We start from the raw sequence: 18441 nt of genomic DNA, 5'->3' as shown, positions 1-18441 counted from the left end.
TGTGCTTCAATACCAGCTCTATTTCTAATGTTGCGAATTTCGAAAAAATAGAGAGAAAAATGTCAAATTATTCCTGGAAGATTGAACTTGTCAGCCTATCAGATGAAGTAAAATCAGGATTTTCATTTCCCTTGGAAGACATACTTCCATTTCTATCCAGTTTGGTGTGGCCGTTTTTCTTTCTATTAATCGCCCTAATATTCAGAAAGAGTTTTAAAAGCCTATTTCTTGTTGCGTTAAAACGTTTCGAGACAGCGACAGAATTTGAACTCGGGGGCCTCAAAATTAAAGGAGCGATCGTAGATCAATCAGGAAAAATTATCAGGGGCAAAAAAGGTGAAAAAAGCAAAGTCTTCCTTGAGGAAGCAGATTTCGAAGATTCAAATTCAAGAAGAGAAAAGTATCTTGAGTCCAGAGACTTAATGCTCGTTCACACAATTAAACCTTTGGAGCCCGCAAAATATATCGAAGATCTTAGAGTTTTTGAAGTATCAATATACATCACCTCCCACCTAAACAACGGAAATCTCAACGATATAGAAAGGGTAAAATATTATCTTGGAAGTCGATGGGGCCGCGGTAAGTACGGATCAAAATACGTCGTCACAAGTTCAAATGATTGCTTCGCATTGACTGCAAGCATGTATGGCGCTTGCCTTTGTATCGCCGAAGTATTCTTCCACGATACAGAAAATCCGATAGTTCTCACCCGCTACCTCGATGTAGAAATGGCACCGGTCTATGGTATTCCAATTCAACGGGCGAGATTTGGCCCAAACCTTTAGTAGTCAGACAAACTGTCCGGCTGCATGCCCGGACGACCAGGCCCATTGAAAGTTGAAGCCGCCGAGATGGCCGGTGACGTCAACCACCTCGCCGATGAAATAAAGTCCCGGCACCTTGCTGCTTTCCATGGTCTTGGAGGACAGTTCCTTCGTGTCGACACCGCCAAGCGTGACTTCCGCGGTGCGATAGCCCTCCGTGCCGACCGGCGTCAGCTGCCATCGGTTGAGCTGCTCCGCAGCCCGGCGCAGCACCTTGTCCGACTGATCGGCCATCCGGCCCTTCAGGGCAAAGGCTCCTGCGAGTTCGTCTGCCAACCTGTTGGGCAACAGCAGGCCGAGAGCCGTCTTGAGATCCTGCTTCGGTGTGTCCTGCCGCGCCTGGCGCAACACCTCGAACACGTCCGCCTCCGGCGCCAGATTGACTGCAATTGGCCTGCCTTCCTGCCAATAGGACGAAATCTGCAGGATCGACGGACCGGACAGGCCGCGATGGGTGAACAGAAGGCCTTCGCGAAAGGTCGTTTTGCCGAAGGACACTTTTGCGTCCACCGACACGCCGGAAAGACGCCCGCACAGATCCTTGTTGGCATCTGAGAAGGTCAAAGGCACCAGCGCTGCACGCGGGCTGATCACCTTCAGACCGAATTGTTTCGCCAGGTCATATCCGAAACCCGTTGCCCCCATTTTGGGGATCGACGGTCCGCCGGTCGCCACCACCAGCGTTTTTGCACGCAAGGGCCCTTTGGAAGTCGCGACGGAAAAGCGCTCGTCAGGTTTGTCGACCGCCTTGATCTCCGTTTCCAGCTGCAGGCTTCCCCCAGAGGCTTCCAGCTCGTCCAGGAGCATCCTGATGATGTCCTTCGCGCTGTTGTCGCAAAAGAGCTGACCGAGCGTCTTCTCGTGCCAGGGAATTCGGTGTTTTTCGACAAGGCCCAGGAAATCCTGCTGGGTGTATCGCTTGAGTGCCGAGACACAGAACCGCGGATTTTCAGACAGGAAATTGGCCGGCGCGCAATGCAAGTTGGTGAAATTGCAACGACCGCCGCCTGAAATTCGGATCTTGTCTGCGGGACGCTTCGCATGGTCGACGACCAGCACCTTGCGACCGCGTTTTCCCGCTTCGATCGCACACATCAAACCGGCGGCCCCGCCACCAAGCACAAGAACATCCAGATCACGCATGGCGGCTGTATAGCCGGATTTTCTGGAGGGGGTAAGGGAACAATTGCGCTCCTCTCCACTTGTCCTCCCGGGCGCAGCACAGCGGAGACCCGGGACCCGGTAACCACCGGCGCATCGCGTAAGTCTCAGAGCTCGAAGTCTACTGGGTCCCGGTCTTGGCTGCGCCAAACCGGGAGGAAAACCATGAAGGTGGTGCGCCCAAACAAGGAAAACCGGCGGCCCTTTCGAGCCGCCGGTTCCTGAAAATCCCTTCTTTTCAGAAGGAGATCACTTCATTTCGGTAACAACCTCGAAACCGTCGGAGCCGACTTCCCACAGGGCATAGACACCCGGAACGTCGCCCTTGGCGTCGAAGTTGTGGTCGCCTGCAGCGCCCTTGTAGTCGATGGCGGTGCCGGCTGCGATCAGCTCTTTCGCCTTCTTCCACTCGCCCGGACGGATGGCTTCGCCGTCGCCGTTGGAGACTTCAACCATGGCAGCAGCCACACCTGCCTTGTCGCCGCCGGCCTTTTCGATGGCCAGGGCCAGCAGGAAGGCAGCGTCGTAGGAGGTGGTCACGAAGATCGCATCCGGATCGCCGCCGACGCCCTTGAAGGCTTCGTTGAACATGTCGAGGGATTCGGACTTTTCACCCACCGGAGAAGACGACACGAAAGTGCTGAGGTTTTCAGCGCCCAGCTCGTTGATCACGGCGTCGGACTTCATGCCGTCACCACCAACGAACTTCTCGAAGAAGCCGTTTTCCAGCGCCTGGCGCAGGATGGTCAGGCCGGTGCCGTCGCCATAATCGAAGATGACCAGCGTGTCGGCGCCGCCCTTGGCAAGCTCTGCCAGGTTGGAGCGATAGGACGCCTTGCCTTCTTCATGCGCTGCGAACTGGGTGATTTCGCCACCGAGTTCATCGACATATTCAGCCTTGAACGCGTTGGCGAGGCCGGTGCCGTAGTCGTTGTTGAGATAGGCAACAGCAACCTTGCCGTAGCCCTGCTCCTTCAGCGTACGCGCCAGCGCACGGCCCTGGTAGTCATCGGACGGCACGGTGCGGAACACGGTGCCATTGTCTTCCAGGTTGGAGATTTCCGGGGACGTACCGGACGGCGTGATCAGCGTGATGCCGGCCGGGATGGTCACGGAACCGGCGGCGGCCAGAACAGCGCCCGAGCAATGCGGGCCGACGACGCCGACAACGCCTTCGATGTTGACGGCCTTGGTGGCGGCGTCCGTACCGTTCTGCGGGTTACAGGCGCTGTCGCCGACAACACCGACCAGCTTGTCGTTGTCGCCGATGCCGCCCTGCTCGTTGACCTGCTGCACGGCCAGCTGGGCCGCGTCGATCATGGCCGGGGCCATGGCTGCGATCGGGCCGGACACACCACCGAGCAGGCCGATCTTGGTGTCAGCATGTGCCGGAGCGGATGCCAGCGCGGTTGCCGTCATCAGGCCGGCTGCGAGCGCGAGAATCTTGGTTTTCATAAAAGTACCTCCTCAATTATCCGGTCTTTGCCGGGTCTTTGGGTTTTCAGGCCCCACACGCTTGACGCGCGCTGTCACCTGAAGGAACGGGCCTAGTGGTCCGCTCCCGGTTTTGTACTCCGCTGGTCCCCTCTGAGAGGCTCCGGAAGGAGCCCTTCGGGCCGGAAACGCAGCACCAGCTGCAGCATCAGGCCGATCAAAAACAAGCGGATGTATTTTGCCTGAACCGCATATTCATGCGGAAGGCGATCAGTTGCAATCTCTGATACGGACCAAATGATCCAAACCACCGCCGCGCCCAGGATCGCGCCCCGGTTGTTGCCCGATCCGCCCAGGATCAACATGATCCAGACCAGGAAGGTCGCGACCATCGGGTCGATGGCTTCCGGTGTGATCGAGCGGTTGAAATGGGCAAACATCGCGCCGGCCAGCCCCATCAGGGCGGCCCCGAACACAAAGGCTTCCAGGCGGCGGAACTCGACGTCCTTACCCATGGCCTTGGCGGCGTTCTCGTTGTCGCGGATGGCGCGCATCATGCGGCCCCAGGGGGCGTTGAACTGACGCTCGACCAGGAAATAGGCCAGGATCAGCACAGCCACGACGATGGCCAGATAGGCCGCCTGGGACGCCAGATAGGCCAGTTCCTGGCTCAGTGTCGGAAACTCCGTCGCCGGGCGCGGGATGCTGGAAATGCCGCGCGCACCGTTGGTCAGGGCCGGTTCGGACTTGATCACGAGGCGGATGATTTCCGCAATGCCGATCGTGGCAATCGCCAGATAATCGGAACGGAAACGCAGACAGATCTTGCCGATGGGCCAGGCAATCAGGGCAGCTGCCACCATCGCGCCAAGCCAGCCGAAGATGAAATGCAGATCGAAGCCGCCGATCCGGGAGGCATCCGCCGCGGTGGTCAGGATCGCCGAGGTATACGCGCCCACCGCGAAGAAACCGGCGATCCCGGCGTTGAAGAGACCGGCGAAACCCCACTGAATGTTCAGCCCCAGCGCCAGCAGCGCATAGATGCCGATGAAGATCGCCATGAAGATCGCGTAATTGAGGAGACCCAGATATTCCATGTCCGCCTCCCCTTAAAGAACCTTGCCCTTGAGCAGCCCGGTCGGGCGCACAAGCAGCATGAACAACAGGATCGCAAAGGCCATCGCGGCCTTGTATTCGCTCGGGATAATCAGGACCGACATTTCCTCGGCAATGCCGACGATCAGCCCGCCGAGAACGGCGCCCTCCACCCTGCCGACACCGCCCAGGATGGCAGCGGCGAACATGGGCAAAAGCATGTGCCAGCCCATCATGGACTTCAGTTCCGTGTTGAGGCCGAGGAAGAAACCGGCTGCGGCACACAGGCCACCGGCGATCACCCAGGTCAGCATGACAACCTTCTTGTTGTCGATGCCGGACAAGAGCGCCAGGTTCGGGTTGTCGGACATGGCGCGCATGGCCTTGCCCCACTTGGAGCGTGTCAGGAAGAAATGCAGCCCGCCGACCAGAAGGATCATGGCAAAGACGGTGTAGAGTTCACGATCACGGATGCGCAGACCGAAATAGTCTTCCGGCCGCACGATGCCGCGTGTGTAGGTCTGTGTATCGACACCCCAGACCACCTGGATCACCGACCGCACCATCAGCGCGATGCCGAGCGAGGCCATCACGGTGACGATCTTGGGCCGTTCGCGCAGATGTTCGTAAAAGACCTTGTCGATGCCAACGGCCACACCCGCCGTTGCCAGAATGGCAACCGGCAACGCGACCAGCGGCGACACACCGAGGCTGGTGACAACAGCAAGGGCGATAAAGGCACCCAGTGTCGCCAGATCACCATGGGCCAGATGGGCGTAGCGCAGAATGGCGAAGATCAGCGTGATACCGACCGCCCCGAGCGCATAGATGGAGCCGAGCACAATGCCCGGAATGACGTAGAAATTCAGAAGCTCAAGCAAATCCATAACCGGTCAGCCTCCCAGGAACATTTCGGCGACTTCACGGTCGGCCAGCAGCTCGGCGCCGGTGCCTTCGTGACGGTTCTGACCGGCGGCCAGGACATAGCCCCGGTCGGAGAACGCCAAAGCCTGCTTGGCATGTTGTTCCACCAGAAGAATGGCGACACCCGTGTCGCGCACATCCCGGCAGATCTGGAAGATCTGTTCCATGTATTTCGGCGAGAGGCCGGCGGTCGGCTCGTCCAGCAACAGCAGCTTGGGATCAAGCATCAGGGCCCGGCCCATGGCCACCATCTGGCGCTGACCGCCCGACAGGCTGCCGGCCATGGTCTTGCGCCGCTCCTTCAGATCCGGAAACAGGGTGTAGACCCTGTCATAGGCCGCGCTGAGATCACCTTTTTTCAGGAACCCGCCCATTTCCAGGTTCTCGTGGATCGACATTTCCCGGAAGATATTGTCGACCTGCGGCACGTAGCAGATCCCGCGCTGGACGATCCGGTTCGGCGACCACTTGGTGATGTCGTCACCGTCAAACAGCATCTTGCCGCCGCGAATGGTCAGCATGCCGAAAACGGATTTCATCGCCGTGGATTTGCCGGCCCCGTTCGGGCCGACAATTGCCACGATCTCATCCGGAGCGACATGCATGGAGACATCCTTGAGGATGTCGGCGTCGCCATAGCCGCCGGTGATGTTTTCAATCGACAGGAGCGCAGTCATGCGGCGTCTCCCGTGGTCTCGCCGAGATAGGCTTCCAGCACCTGCGGATTGGAGCGAACCGTCTGGAAATCGCCCTCGATCAGCACCCGGCCCTCGGCCATGCAGACAACCGGCGCACAGAGTTTCTCGATCATTTCCATATCGTGTTCGATCAGGATGAACGTGTAACCGCGTTCCTTGTTGAGGATCTCGATCTTGCTTTCCAGCTTGCGCAACAAGGTCCGGTTGACCCCTGCCGCCGGCTCGTCCAGCAACACGAGCTTGGCATTGGTCATCATGGTGCGGCCGAGTTCCAGGAGCTTCTTCTGACCACCGGACAGGTTGCCCGCGCGCTCATGCGCCACGTGGGTCAGTTCCAGAAAGTCCAGTGTCTCGTAGGCCTTGGCTTCAACAGCCTGCTCGGCCGATTTGACCTTGCCCCAGGTGAACCAGTTGGAGAACAGGTTTTCGCCCGGCTGAGACGGCGGCACCATCATCAGGTTCTCAAGAGCCGTCAGCTTGTGGAATTCATGCGGGATCTGGAACGTGCGCACCAGCCCTTTATGAAACAGCTGGTGGCTGGCCAGCGGTGTGACGTCCTCGCCCAGAAAGCGGATCCGGCCGCTTGTCGGTTGCAAGGCACCGGCGATCAGATTGAACAGCGTCGTCTTGCCGGCCCCGTTGGGACCGATCAATCCGGTAATGCTGCCCTCCTCCACACGGAACGTGCAGCCATTCACCGCACGGAATCCGCCAAAATCCATTACGAGCTCATCAAGCTCCAGCATTCACGCTCCTCGCCGCCCCCACGGTCAGTCTTTTTGTCTTTGGCCGCGCCCCTCCCGTTTTCAGGATGGCTTCAGCAGGCGTGAAACGGCCTACTTCGGCGCAGCGTTCAGTCCTTCTAACTTCATTGGCAGAGCAATCAACTCATAATCTCCGGCTTCCACCGCAGAAAGGGCAAGATTTTCCCGTTTTTGCAGTTAAACGAAACATGCAATCTCAAATTTTGCCTATTTTTCGGAAGTTTTGGATCGGCGCAGTTCCAGTCTTGCCGATTGACTTCCAACAGCAGCAATCAAACCGGTCGCGCGACTGCGCCGGACATAGCGTTCCGGTTCTGCCACGTCAATTGCCCGTCTTCCCAACGCAGTGCGTATCGTAAGCACCTTTCAACAGCAAAACCCAGACATTTTGCGCGAATAGCCCATCGATACCGAACCTTGAGGAAAGACACCGGCACAGCTTTCGGGTTTGGTCGCGCCAGCACCGCAAACATGATTTTGCCGCGACACGAAAACCGCGACTGCCTACTTTGACATTGTCAGGGTTAACCGGGAACGACATGTGTCCGGCTAGGTCTCGTTAAGTCTCCTGAGGGTTTTTCCGATTTTGAATTGATTGAAATTTTTCCGGTCAGTACACTTCTGCCATGTACATTTTGTGTTCGCGCCACATATGCAAACAAAAGCTGGCGTTGCACACAAGGGCAGCTTAAACTTATCGTGGAGAGCGCCGCCGATACCAATGTCAGATTTCCCGGACAGACTTCACAACCATGAAGAGAATTCCTCTTCTCTGCCGCAGTCTATCGCGGACGGGCGGGTCGATCAGGAACTGGTGTTTTCCATATTCGACCGGCTTGATACCGGGGTCTGGATCTTTGACTTCGACCACAAGCGCATCTTGTGGGCCAATCGGAAAGCGCTCGAAATCACCGATTCGGCGACCCTTGAAGAGCTGCGATCGCGCGACATGGGCAAGGATATGTCCCATTCCGTGGAGCAGCGGCTGCGGCAATACCAGCAGGATTTCTGCAAACACGACGTGAGTTTTGCCGAGATCTGGACGCTTTATCCGAAAGGCACGGCTCAGGTCCTGCAAGTCGTGATGAGCGGTATCCGGTTGAACGACGGGCGCATGGCGCTGTTGTGCGAAGGCCGCCCGCATCATGAACAGCAGCCGGAAACCCTGCGCAGCGCCGAAGCCCTGATGCACACGACGGTGATGATTTCGCTGTTTGCAGAGGACGGCACCCCCCTTTACCGCAACACGGCCGCACGGGCCGCCTGCCCGAAACTCGAAACCCGGTTCGAGGACCAGTTTGTCGATCCGCATGAAGCCCGGCGACTTCTGGATCAGGTCGTTGAGGACCGCACTGCCAGGCTCGTGGCAAACATCGAGACACCGGCCGGAGCGCGTTGGCATGAACTGACCATCCGTGCGTGCCACGACGCCGTCTCGGGCCAGCCGGCCTATCTCGTCAGCGAAATCGACGTCACGGAGCTGCATGAAACCAAGGAACGCGCGCAGTATCTTGCAAGCCACGACACTCTGACAGGTCTCTCCAATCGCACCTATCTGAAAGAGCGCGTCACCCAGGTGCTGCAAACGGCGGCAGACAACAATCAACGGGCAACGCTTTATCTGGTCGATCTCGACGACTTCAAGATGGTCAACGATTCACTCGGGCATGCGGCGGGTGACGCCTTGCTGCAAATCGTGGCGCATACGCTGAAGGAACTTGCTGGTCCCGACGATATCGTTGCCAGGCTTGGCGGGGACGAGTTTCTGATCTGTCATCTTGAAGAACCGGATCACCATATTCCTGACTGGTTCGGTCAGGCTCTCCTGGCGAACTTCGCGACGTCCCAGCTCATTGACGGAAAACCCAGGCAGATCGGTCTCAGCATCGGCTACGCTCATTTCCCGGAGGATGGGAAATCCATCGACCAGTTGATGCGGAATGCCGACCTCGCCCTCTATCAGGCCAAGACGGACCCCAAATGCAAGTGCGTGCGCTACCGCGAACGCATGCGCCTCCTCAGAGACGAACACCATTCCATCAAAAAGGATCTGGAACGGGCCATTCGCGACAATGAATTTGTGCTGCATTTTCAGCCGATCGCCTGCACCAACACGGAACGTGTTGTCGGTGCAGAAGCGTTGATACGCTGGCATCATCCGATGAAGGGCCTTGTCCGACCTGACGAATTTGTACCGATTGCGGAAGAAACCGGACTGATCAACGACATTGGCGCCTGGGTTGGAAACCAGGTCGGAGCCTTGCAGGCGGACCTGGCAAAGGCAGGATTTTCCATCCCTCTTTCCATGAACGTTTCCCCCCGCCAGATGTCGGACCCGCACTTCATGACGCGGATGCAGGCCCTTGCCGATCTGACCGGTTGCCACCCCGGCATGATCTCGCTGGAAATCACCGAAAGCGTTCTTCTCGGGGACATCCCCAATGCCTTCGAGACGCTGACCGTACTGAAGGCTGCAGGCTACCGGATCGTCATTGACGATTTTGGCACCGGCTATTCCAACCTGGCCTATCTGCACAACTACCCGATCGACGGCATCAAGATCGACCGGATGTTCATGGAAGACATCGCAACAGGCGGTGCTATCGTGAAACTGATCCTGTCACTGGCCTCAGCCCTTGGCGCCGAAGTCGTCGCGGAGGGCGTGGAAACGGCCGAGCAGCGCACCTGGCTGTCGGAAAACGGCTGCAACCGTTTCCAGGGCTTTCTCTATTCAAAGCCGGTGCCGGAAGACGACTTTCGCGCCATGTTGCGGTCACAGGTGCGACTGGCGGTTATGTGACCTTGGCGCGGCTCTTGAACTCCGGCCGGTTCCAGCTTTCCGTTTCCAGGATATCGCGCAGGATGTCGACGGCGTCGACAACATCCTGGTGTGACAGGTAAAGCGGTGTGAAGCCGAAGCGCATGACGTCGGGTGCCCGGAAGTCGCCAATCACACCCCGCGCGATCAACGCCTGGACGACCGCATAGCCCTCACCGAACCGGAACGACACCTGGCTGCCGCGGCATTCCGGATCGCGCGGGCTGGCCAGTTCCAATTGCGGACACTTGGCTTCGACCTCTGAGATGAAAAGTTCGCTGAGCGAAACCGATTTGCGGCGGATGTCCGCCATATCAACATCTTCAAACACATCCAGTGCGGCATGAAGACTGGACAAGGCCAGGATGGCCGGGGTGCCGACCGTCATGCGGTTGATGCCGCTCACCGGCCGATAGTCGAGATCGAAGGCAAAGGGGGCTTCGTGCCCCATCCAGCCGGTCAATGGTGAGGTGACCTTCTCCTGGTGCTCGGGTGCCACGTAGAGAAAAGCCGGCGCGCCGGGGCCTCCATTCAGATATTTATAGCCGCAGCCGACAGCGAAGTCCGCCTTCGCGCCAGTGAGATCCACCGGGATGGCACCTGCCGAATGCGCCAGATCCCAGATCGCGAGCGCACCGGCGTCATGGGCAACCCGGGTCAGGTCCACCATGTCGTGCACCCGCCCCGTGCGGTAATCGACCTGGGTCAGCATGACCACGGCAACGGTCTCGTCGATGGCGGCGCGCACCTCCAGCGGATCGACGATCTTCAGTTCATGCCCCTTGTCGAGCAGCTGTTTCAGACCGGACGCCACATAAAGATCGGTCGGGAAATTGCCGTTGTCAGAGAGAATGACCTTGCGCTCGGGACGCAAGGACAGCGCCGCGGACAGAACCTTGAAGACATTCACCGAGGTGCTGTCACAGGCCACCACCGTGTCCTTGGGAGCCCCGATCAGCTTGCCGATCCGGTCGCCGGTGCGCCCCGGCAGATCGATCCAGCTATGCGTGTTCCAGGCGCGGATGAGGCTGGTGCCCCATTCCTCGGCAACCACATCGGCAATGCGAGCCGGCACATGTTTCGGCAGGACACCAAGCGAGTTCCCGTCCAGATAGATGACCCCCTCGGGGATCTGAAAGGCGTCCTTTTTGGAGGCCAGGACATCGGTCAGGTCTGCCGGGTGCTGGGAAGTCATCGGGTTCTCGTTCAGGATAGTTGCAAATGAAAGGAAGCGGCACGCTATCAAAGCGGATTGCTGCAAACAACTGTTTCTGAAGACCTATGAGACGGGGACCGGTTCGGTTGCCGTGCACTTTGGAACAGCCATGTCGCAAATAACACAAATTTGCCCGTTTGAATGGAGGAGGCCGACACGCTATCTGTTAGCCTCAGAAGCAAGAGCCGGTGAACCGGCGTTCCAGAACCATGCGGTCTCAGAGAAATGTTCATCAGTGTCTTTGACATTTTTAAAATCGGCATAGGCCCGTCCAGCTCCCACACCGTCGGCCCGATGGTGGCCGTTCACAGATACCTTGACCGCCTGCGCGGGCTTGCGGGCGCGGAGCAAAGGGCCACCCGTCTGACAGTCACCCTGCACGGATCGCTTGCCTTTACCGGCAAGGGGCACGCAACGGACAAGGCAGTCTGTCTGGGATTGCTCGGGGCCAGACCCGACACTCTTGACCCGGATCAGGTCGAGCCGATGCTGGAAGCGCTTGAGCGCTCCAAACGCCTTCAGATCTCAGGTCTTCCTGAACTCCACTTCTCGCCGGACAAGGATGTCATCTTCGACTACGGCCCGCCGCTGCCGCTGCATGCCAACGGCATGACCTTCCATCTTCTGGATGCTGCCGGCAGTGTGATCGACACGTTTGTCTACTACTCCATCGGTGGCGGGTTTGTCGTCAGTGAAGCAGAACTGCGCAAGACCACGAACGAACCGGTCAACGAACTGGCCACCCAGGACGTACCTTTCCCCTTTGCTTCGGCCAAACAGATGCTGGAAATGGGACAGGAGGCGGAGCTTTCCATCGCAGAGATGAAACTCCAGAACGAATGCGCCGACCTGCCGCGCGAGGACGTTGAAGCCGGGATCGACAAGCTCTGGTCCGCCATGGACAGCTGCATCAATCGTGGCATCTCCCAGTCCGGCATTCTGCCCGGCGGGCTCAAGGTCAAGCGCCGCGCCGCAGAGATCTATCAGAAACTCATCCGGGAAGGCCGCAGCAACCCGCCTTTCGAACATAATGTCGTCGACTGGCTCGGCGTCTATGCCATGGCGGTCAACGAGGAAAACGCTGCCGGCGGGCGCGTCGTGACAGCCCCGACCAATGGCGCTGCCGGGGTGATCCCCGCCGTCACGCGCTATTATCTCGACCATTGCCCGGGTGCCGATCAGGCCGGCATCCGTACCTTCCTACTGACTGCGGCGGCTGTCGGCGGCATCATCAAGGCCAATGCCTCGATTTCCGGTGCCGAGGTCGGCTGTCAGGGCGAAGTCGGTTCAGCCTCGGCCATGGCTGCAGCAGGTCTTTGTGCCGCGCTTGGCGGCACAAATGAGCAGATTGAAAACGCAGCCGAAATCGCCCTGGAGCACCACCTCGGCATGACCTGTGACCCGATTGCGGGGCTGGTTCAGGTGCCGTGTATCGAGCGCAACGCCCTCGGTGCGGTCAAGGCGGTGACGGCTGCCTCCCTGGCCCTGCGCGGCGACGGCTCCCATTTTGTCCCGCTGGACGGCTGCATCGAAACCATGCGCCAGACGGGCATGGACATGATGGAGCAATACAAGGAAACCTCCAAGGGTGGCCTTGCGGTGAACATCGTCGAGTGCTGATCCCGGCCTGTCCGTAAAAACCCGGTCCTACTTGTTCGGCTGTCCTCATCGCGCAATAGTTTGCGTGTTTGATTGACAGTTGAAACGCGAAATTGCAGCAGGACCGGGAGGCCGGGAATGGAGCTTCTTCAATGGCTGGCGACACAATCGTCGCTGGTATTCCTTTTTGTCGCCGTTGCACTTGGCTATTTCGCCGGCAAACTCAAGGTCGGAAACTTCGTTCTGGGCGGGATCGCCGGGACGCTGATCGTCGGGGTCATTCTTGGTCAGGTCGGGGTCACCATCGACACGGCGGTCAAGGATATCTTCTTTGCGCTCTTCATCTATGCGGTGGGTTATCAGGGCGGGCCGCAATTCTTCCGTGCCCTGTCGCTGAAATCCCTGAACCAGTTGCTGTCTGCGGCCGTGATGTGCCTGCTCGGGTTATTCACCGTGCTCGCCTTTGCCTGGGGGTTCGAACTCGACCGCGGCACGGCGGCCGGACTGGCGGCCGGCGGGCTGACACAGTCGGCCATTATCGGAACGGCCGGAGAAACGATCCAGAAACTGAGTGTCTCCACCGACCTGAAGTCGGTGATGGAGACCAACATCGCCGTTGGCTACGCGGTCTGTTACATTTTCGGCTCAATCGGCCCGATTATCATGATCACCTGGTTCTTTCCCACCATCATGCGCTGGGACATCAGGAAAGAAGCCATCAAACTGGCCGAACAGATGTCCGGCGGCGCGACCGAACTGGAGCCAGGTCAGTTCGACGCGGCCCGGCGCATCGACACCCGTTTCTACAGGCTTGCGATTGGAACCGACTGGATCGGCAAATCTCCGCAGGAACTGGACGCTGCCTTTGAAGAACTCGCCCTTGAGGCTGTCCTGAGGGCCGGTCAGGATCTAGACCTGACGCAGGAGACCCGGCTGCATTCCGGAGACATTGTCGCCTTTACCGGCCTGGTCAGCGCGTTGGAGACCCAACCCGAGACCTTTGCAGCTGAAGTTCCGGCGCCGGACGGTTACCGGCTGGTTCTGGAAAACCGTCACATCGTTCTGACCAATCCGGAAATCGCCGATCACAGGCTTCAGGGTCTGCATCACCACGTCAAGTCCAACGCGCTGCATGATGTGTTCGTGACCGGCGTCAAGCGGATGGGCCGCGACCTGCCCCTCCTGCCAAATTTGCAGATCCACAAGGGCGATGAACTTCAACTGACCGGGAGCCCGCACGACCTTGGCAAGGTCCAGGCATCGATCGGCTACCCGATCAGCGCGGCGGCGGTTACCGACTTCATCTTTTTCGGCATCGGCATGACGCTCGGTCTGCTGTTGGGCCTGATCGAATTCAAGCTGGGCGGTGTGCCTGTTTCGATCGGCAGCGGTGGTGGATGTTTATTGTCCGGACTTCTGTTCGGCTGGTTACGCAGCACGCATCCGCGATATGCCGCCTTGCCGACGGGTGCCGTCAATTTTCTGCGCGATTTCGGACTTGCCATCTTTGTCGGCGTCGTCGGCATCAGCGCAGGCCCCCAGGTTCTGACGACGTTGCAGGAACAGGGTGTCAGCCTGTTCCTGTTTGGCATCGGCGTCACACTGATCCCGCAGCTGATCGGCTTCTTTTTCTCCTATTACATCCTGCGCATTCAGAACCCGATCGAGGCGCTGGCCTGTGTTGCCGGGGGCCGCAGCGCCAATCCCGGCTTCGCCGCGCTGATGGGCAAGGCCGGCAACGCGACGCCCGTCGTGACGTTCACCGTGACCTATGCGGTCGCCAATGTGCTGCTGACTCTTTGGGGGCCTCTCATTGTCGGCCTTGTCGCGACCAACCCTTCCCCGTGAGTCTGACCTGTAATTCTGACCCTAGATTCTGGCCCTTGATTCTGGCCCGTGAAGTTTGGAGAGCAATCATGACGACGCGTGACTATTCGGAATTTCAGGACCTGAGCCCGTTTGAGCTCAAGGACAAGCTGATCGACATTGCCTCCTCGTCGGCGGACCGGATGATGCTGAATGCCGGTCGAGGCAATCCGAATTTTCTGGCAACCCAGCCCCGGCGGGCCTTTCTCCGCCTTGGCGATTTTGCCGTGGAAGAAGCCGAACGTTCCTATTCCTACCTCGATAGCGGCTTTGGCGGCCTTCCGGAGCAGGACGGCCTGCTGCAACGGTTCGAAAACTTCGTGCACAGGCATGAAGACCTCATTGGCACCACGTTCCTGAAAGCAACCTTGTCCTACGCCAAGGACCAGCTGGGCATCCATCGCCATGAACTGATCCATGAGATGGTCGCCGGTTTTCTTGGCTGCAATTATCCGGTGCCGCCGCGCATGTTGCGCCACACCGAGACGATTGTCGGCGCCTATCTTGCCAAGGAGATGTTCGGTAATGAACCCCGGCAGGGTTCCTTTGACGTCTTTGCGACGGAAGGCGGCACCGCGGCCATGACCTATATTTTTCAGACGCTGAAGGCCAACGGACTCGTCAAGCCGGGAGACAAGGTGGCGCTCGGCACCCCGATCTTCTCGCCCTATCTGGAGATCCCGCCGCTCCCGGATTATGACATGCCGGTGGTCGATATCCGTATGGAGGAAGGCGCGGACTGGCAGTTCAGCGACGAAGAACTGGCCAAGCTGGAAGACACCGATATCAAGGTGTTCTGCATCGTCAATCCCAGCAACCCGCCCTCCGTCAAACTGTCGCCGGACGATCTCGAACGGGTGGCCGCCGTCATCAACGAAAAGCGCCCGGATCTTTATGTTGTCACCGACGATGTCTATGGAACCTTCGCAGACGATTTCGTTTCGCTGTTCGCCAAAGCGCCGCGCAACACGCTGTGCGTCTATTCCTTTTCGAAATATTTCGGTGCCACCGGCTGGCGGCTCGGCGTCATCGCGCTCCATGACGACAATGTCTTCGACGACGCCCTCGCAGCCCTGCCGGAAACAACCAAGACCGGTCTGGACAAGCGTTATGCCTCACTGACAACCGCGCCACGCGCGATCAAGCTGATCGACCGCCTGGTCGCCGACAGCCGGGCGGTTGCGCTCAACCACACAGCCGGAGCCTCGACGCCGCAGCAGATCCAGATGATGCTGTTCGCCATGGCGGGACTGCTAGACCGGGATGATCACTATAAAAATGCTGCCAAGAGCCTGATCCGCAAGCGTTTCAACACGCTCGAACTCAATATGGGCGTGAAACCGCATCGCGAGCCGAACGATGTCAACTACTACACGCTGGTCAACCTGCAAAAACTGAGCGGTCAGCTCTATGGCGATGGCTTTGCCGAGTGGTTCGTTGCCAACAAGAAAGGATATGATTTCCTGTTCCGGCTGGCGGAGGAGACCGGCGTGGTGCTTCTGCCGGGCAAGGGATTTGAGGTGGTGGATGCATCCGCACGGGTATCGCTCGCCAACCTCACGGAGGCAGATTATGCCAGTATCGGCGCTTTTGCGCGGCAGGTGATCACGGAGTATTTTGACGAGTATTCCGCTCAGACAGCCGGGTGAACCGGCGTCCTGAACCGGCGTCCTGAACCGGCCTACGAATAAAGGAATGAGTCGGAAAGCTGAACCGGCATTCCGCCTCGCTCGTAATGACAAGTGCACGGAATTCCTGTTTTGATGGCTTGCCTGAACCGTTTCTCAGAGGGGGCTCATGAGCGTCATGATAACGCCAATCTTCGCCGGCTTGCTTGCGCTGCTTTACGTGGTGCTGACCATACGGGTGATCGCTGCCAGGCGCAGCGAACGGATCGGGCTCGGTGATCAGGGCAACAGGAAACTGATCCGCCGCATGCGCGCCCACAGCAATTGCGCCGAATATGCCCCCTTCGCCCTTCTGCTCCTTTTGATGCTGGAACTGATGAACGGTGCACCTCTGTTGCTTTGGGGCCTTGGAACGGTTCTCGTCGCAGGCCGCATCGCCCACGCGTATGGTTTCAGCCAGGAGCCTGAACTGGGCAACCTGCGCGTTGTCGGCATGGTCCTGACATTTGCCGTGATCGTCATCGCCGCCCTCGCCAACCTGGTGCTGGCGGTCAATGGGTCCTTTTTGAGCTGAGAGTGACCACCTTGCCCGGCTTGCAAAATCGTGCTCTGAAGACCTGATCACTTTGCCCGCACGTTGCTGGTGCACAACCGCAGTTGCCGGAGGGTTTCGTGGCAACATCTCTTCGGCACCGAAAGCTGCTCGACAAGATCCTCCAAATCACAGGGGCCTCCATCCTTGTCGGCGCATTGATCGGGGTCTTGCGAAGCGGCGGCGACACGGCGGCCTTCTTTGCCCTTCAGGGGAGCATCACTGGCGGCGTGATCGGCTGTGGATGTTCAACTGTGGAGTTCCTGATCTTTTCGAACTCCAGCCTGCGCAGGGTCAGGCGGCTGCCGCCAGTGATGCTCATGGCCTCCCGGGCCCTTGCATACAGTTTCTTTATCCTTTTGGGTCTCGCGGCGTCAGGTCTACTCACAATTGGCCTGCTGCCCTGGCAGCAACGCGACTTTCTGGAAGTCTTTCTGATTTCGGCCGCCGTTTCCTTCGCCTTCTCAACGGCCATTGAAATCAACCGGCTCCTTGGCGCTGAAGCGACTGCTGCACTGGTGACAGGACGCTACAGCCGCCCGCGCCTGGAAAAGCGGATCGTCCTGTTTGCGGACATCGTCGGCTCGACAGCCCTGGCGGAGAAGATCGGCGAGCTCGCGTTTCATAACTTTCTGCAGGAAGTTGCCCTTGATCTCGCAAGGCCGATAGATCAGTCGGCAGGCGATGTTTATCGCTATGTCGGCGATGCGGTCATTGTTACGTGGCCCTTGGCACGTGGTCTCAAGGACGCCAGGTGCCTGGAATGTGCCTTTCAGCTGCACAAGGTTCTGGAGCGCCGCAAGAAGGACTATCAAGCCAGCTTCGGGCACACGCCCCGCATCAGGGTCGCTCTGCATTGCGGGCAGGTCGCCACCGGCGAGATCGGCGACTGGAAGAAGGAAATCGCCTTGCTCGGCGATACGATGAACACAGCAGCAAGGATCGAGGGCGCTGCCAAGGTCCTCAACGAAGCAACGCTCCTGTCAAACGACATCGTCGGACGTCTGCCAGATTCCGCGACCAAACCGCTTCGTCGGCTGGAACCATATCAAGCGACAGGCAAGAGCTTGTCTCTGACCCTTTGGGCTGCAGATTGTCCGGACGAATGACACACCCCAACTGATGGCAAAAGCTGGCAGTCTTTTGCCGTTGGGATCGGGGCTACGTCATTGGCGCGCTCTAAATCTGCTGCAGGCGGGTCTTGTGCGCGTGGAAAATGTGAAGACGGGCGGCCGCCTCGGCGGTTTTGGCATCGCCCTTGGCGATGGCATCGACAATGGCCGCGTGCTCTTCCACGGCCGTCTCGCGCCGTTCGGGCGTGTCCAATGTGGTGCCGGCCATCAGGATCAGCGACAGGCGCAGGTGCTCGATCTGGTCAACGAGATAGCGGTTATGGGATGCCAGGCAAAGGCGCCGGTGAAACTCGCGATTGGAGCGGACCAGACTGTCCTTGTCGGCAATGCGCTTGCGGTCCGATGCGACCAGATCCTGCAGGATCTCGATCTCCGGTTTCGAGGCGTGTTTTGCGGCAAGACCCGCAGCTGTGCCTTCCAGCACCTCGCGCATGAAATAGACCTCGTTGATCTGACCGTGATCCAGCGTCGGCACGACCATGCCGCGATTGGGTTCGTGCGCCGCCAGGCCCTGGGCCTCCAGACGTTTCAAGCCTTCGCGGATCGGCGTTCTGGACACACCGAATTCCTCGGCAAGGTCTGCTTCGCGCAGACGGTCGCCGGGTTTCAGGACACGTTCCTCGATGAGCCCGATCAGCCGTTGGTAGATTTCAGATCCGTTCATGCATTCTGGTTAGCGGCTCGTTTCT

15 protein-coding genes are annotated in these 18441 nt (G+C 58.8%); 7 read left to right on the top strand and 8 right to left on the bottom strand.

The features are described from left to right. Positions 1–59: 59 nt before the first annotated feature. Positions 60–785 (top strand): pYEATS domain-containing protein, encoded by a 726-nt coding sequence (locus tag ACO6TG_RS20525; RefSeq protein WP_422374911.1) that lies wholly within the window; start codon positions 60–62, stop codon positions 783–785. A gap of 3 nt (positions 786–788) precedes the next feature. Here the strand turns inward: ACO6TG_RS20525 and ACO6TG_RS20520 are convergent, their stop codons facing one another. The 6 genes from ACO6TG_RS20520 to ACO6TG_RS20495 all read right to left on the bottom strand — a co-directional run bounded on the left by ACO6TG_RS20520 (position 789) and on the right by ACO6TG_RS20495 (position 6882). Next, complete coding sequence (locus tag ACO6TG_RS20520; protein WP_422374910.1) at positions 789–1967, bottom strand: NAD(P)/FAD-dependent oxidoreductase; 1179 nt, start codon at positions 1965–1967, stop codon at positions 789–791. A gap of 267 nt (positions 1968–2234) precedes the next feature. Further along, positions 2235–3440, bottom strand: a complete 1206-nt coding sequence (locus ACO6TG_RS20515) for an ABC transporter substrate-binding protein (protein ID WP_422374909.1) — start codon at positions 3438–3440, stop codon at positions 2235–2237. A 92-nt stretch (positions 3441–3532) separates the two neighbouring features. Then, on the bottom strand, positions 3533–4516 hold the full coding sequence (locus ACO6TG_RS20510; RefSeq protein ID WP_422374908.1) for a branched-chain amino acid ABC transporter permease: 984 nt from the start codon (positions 4514–4516) through the stop codon (positions 3533–3535). A gap of 12 nt (positions 4517–4528) precedes the next feature. After that, complete coding sequence (locus ACO6TG_RS20505; RefSeq protein WP_422374907.1) at positions 4529–5401, bottom strand: branched-chain amino acid ABC transporter permease; 873 nt, start codon at positions 5399–5401, stop codon at positions 4529–4531. A 6-nt stretch (positions 5402–5407) separates the two neighbouring features. After that, positions 5408–6115, bottom strand: a complete 708-nt coding sequence (locus ACO6TG_RS20500; protein ID WP_422374906.1) for an ABC transporter ATP-binding protein — start codon at positions 6113–6115, stop codon at positions 5408–5410. Then, positions 6112–6882, bottom strand: a complete 771-nt coding sequence (locus ACO6TG_RS20495) for an ABC transporter ATP-binding protein (RefSeq protein WP_422374905.1) — start codon at positions 6880–6882, stop codon at positions 6112–6114. The genes ACO6TG_RS20500 and ACO6TG_RS20495 overlap by 4 nt, the downstream gene beginning before the upstream one ends. Before the next feature lie 739 nt (positions 6883–7621). Here ACO6TG_RS20495 and ACO6TG_RS20490 point away from each other — a divergent pair. Continuing rightward, positions 7622–9700, top strand: a complete 2079-nt coding sequence (locus tag ACO6TG_RS20490) for a putative bifunctional diguanylate cyclase/phosphodiesterase (protein ID WP_422374904.1) — start codon at positions 7622–7624, stop codon at positions 9698–9700. Here the strand turns inward: ACO6TG_RS20490 and kynU are convergent. Beyond that, complete coding sequence (gene kynU / locus ACO6TG_RS20485; protein ID WP_422374903.1) at positions 9693–10913, bottom strand: kynureninase; 1221 nt, start codon at positions 10911–10913, stop codon at positions 9693–9695. The two genes, ACO6TG_RS20490 and kynU, sit on opposite strands and share 8 nt — an antisense overlap. Before the next feature lie 246 nt (positions 10914–11159). Here kynU and ACO6TG_RS20480 point away from each other — a divergent pair, with 246 nt between their 5' ends. From ACO6TG_RS20480 to ACO6TG_RS20460, 5 genes are all read left to right on the top strand, one after another. Next, entirely contained in the window at positions 11160–12554 is a 1395-nt protein-coding gene (locus ACO6TG_RS20480) for an L-serine ammonia-lyase (RefSeq protein WP_422374902.1), read from the top strand. Between the two features lie 117 nt (positions 12555–12671). After that, on the top strand, positions 12672–14381 hold the full coding sequence (gene aspT / locus ACO6TG_RS20475) for an aspartate-alanine antiporter (RefSeq protein ID WP_422374901.1): 1710 nt from the start codon (positions 12672–12674) through the stop codon (positions 14379–14381). Between the two features lie 68 nt (positions 14382–14449). After that, a complete protein-coding gene (locus ACO6TG_RS20470; RefSeq protein WP_422374900.1) occupies positions 14450–16048 on the top strand; it encodes a bifunctional aspartate transaminase/aspartate 4-decarboxylase in 1599 nt (532 codons plus the stop codon). Positions 16049–16196: 148 nt separating this feature from the next. Beyond that, positions 16197–16601 (top strand): MAPEG family protein, encoded by a 405-nt coding sequence (locus ACO6TG_RS20465; protein ID WP_422374899.1) that lies wholly within the window; start codon positions 16197–16199, stop codon positions 16599–16601. Positions 16602–16699: 98 nt separating this feature from the next. Then, positions 16700–17728, top strand: coding sequence for an adenylate/guanylate cyclase domain-containing protein (locus ACO6TG_RS20460; RefSeq protein ID WP_422374898.1), 1029 nt, complete (start codon positions 16700–16702; stop codon positions 17726–17728). Positions 17729–17798: 70 nt separating this feature from the next. Here the strand turns inward: ACO6TG_RS20460 and ACO6TG_RS20455 are convergent, their stop codons facing one another. Further along, positions 17799–18416: a GntR family transcriptional regulator gene (locus tag ACO6TG_RS20455; protein WP_422374897.1), complete on the bottom strand. Its 618-nt coding sequence runs from the start codon at positions 18414–18416 to the stop codon at positions 17799–17801. Positions 18417–18441: the final 25 nt, after the last annotated feature.

Origin of the sequence: Roseibium sp., assembly GCF_965233565.1 — a bacterium.
In the GTDB taxonomy this organism is placed as follows: Bacteria; Pseudomonadota; Alphaproteobacteria; order Rhizobiales; family Stappiaceae; genus Roseibium.
The sequence above is the reverse complement of the archived record's forward strand: the minus strand, read 5'-3'. Positions and strand labels throughout refer to the sequence as shown.

Coding starts and splice junctions, on each gene's coding strand:
- ACO6TG_RS20465 (WP_422374899.1), top strand. CDS start 16,197: ATGAGCGTCATGATAACGCCAATCTTCGCCGGCTTGCTTGCGCTGCTT.
- ACO6TG_RS20470 (WP_422374900.1), top strand. CDS start 14,450: ATGACGACGCGTGACTATTCGGAATTTCAGGACCTGAGCCCGTTTGAG.
- ACO6TG_RS20490 (WP_422374904.1), top strand. CDS start 7,622: ATGTCAGATTTCCCGGACAGACTTCACAACCATGAAGAGAATTCCTCT.
- ACO6TG_RS20510 (WP_422374908.1), bottom strand. CDS start 4,516: ATGGAATATCTGGGTCTCCTCAATTACGCGATCTTCATGGCGATCTTC.
- ACO6TG_RS20455 (WP_422374897.1), bottom strand. CDS start 18,416: ATGAACGGATCTGAAATCTACCAACGGCTGATCGGGCTCATCGAGGAA.
- aspT (WP_422374901.1), top strand. CDS start 12,672: ATGGAGCTTCTTCAATGGCTGGCGACACAATCGTCGCTGGTATTCCTT.
- ACO6TG_RS20505 (WP_422374907.1), bottom strand. CDS start 5,401: ATGGATTTGCTTGAGCTTCTGAATTTCTACGTCATTCCGGGCATTGTG.
- ACO6TG_RS20480 (WP_422374902.1), top strand. CDS start 11,160: ATGTTCATCAGTGTCTTTGACATTTTTAAAATCGGCATAGGCCCGTCC.
- kynU (WP_422374903.1), bottom strand. CDS start 10,913: ATGACTTCCCAGCACCCGGCAGACCTGACCGATGTCCTGGCCTCCAAA.
- ACO6TG_RS20525 (WP_422374911.1), top strand. CDS start 60: ATGTCAAATTATTCCTGGAAGATTGAACTTGTCAGCCTATCAGATGAA.
- ACO6TG_RS20495 (WP_422374905.1), bottom strand. CDS start 6,882: ATGCTGGAGCTTGATGAGCTCGTAATGGATTTTGGCGGATTCCGTGCG.
- ACO6TG_RS20520 (WP_422374910.1), bottom strand. CDS start 1,967: ATGCGTGATCTGGATGTTCTTGTGCTTGGTGGCGGGGCCGCCGGTTTG.
- ACO6TG_RS20500 (WP_422374906.1), bottom strand. CDS start 6,115: ATGACTGCGCTCCTGTCGATTGAAAACATCACCGGCGGCTATGGCGAC.
- ACO6TG_RS20515 (WP_422374909.1), bottom strand. CDS start 3,440: ATGAAAACCAAGATTCTCGCGCTCGCAGCCGGCCTGATGACGGCAACC.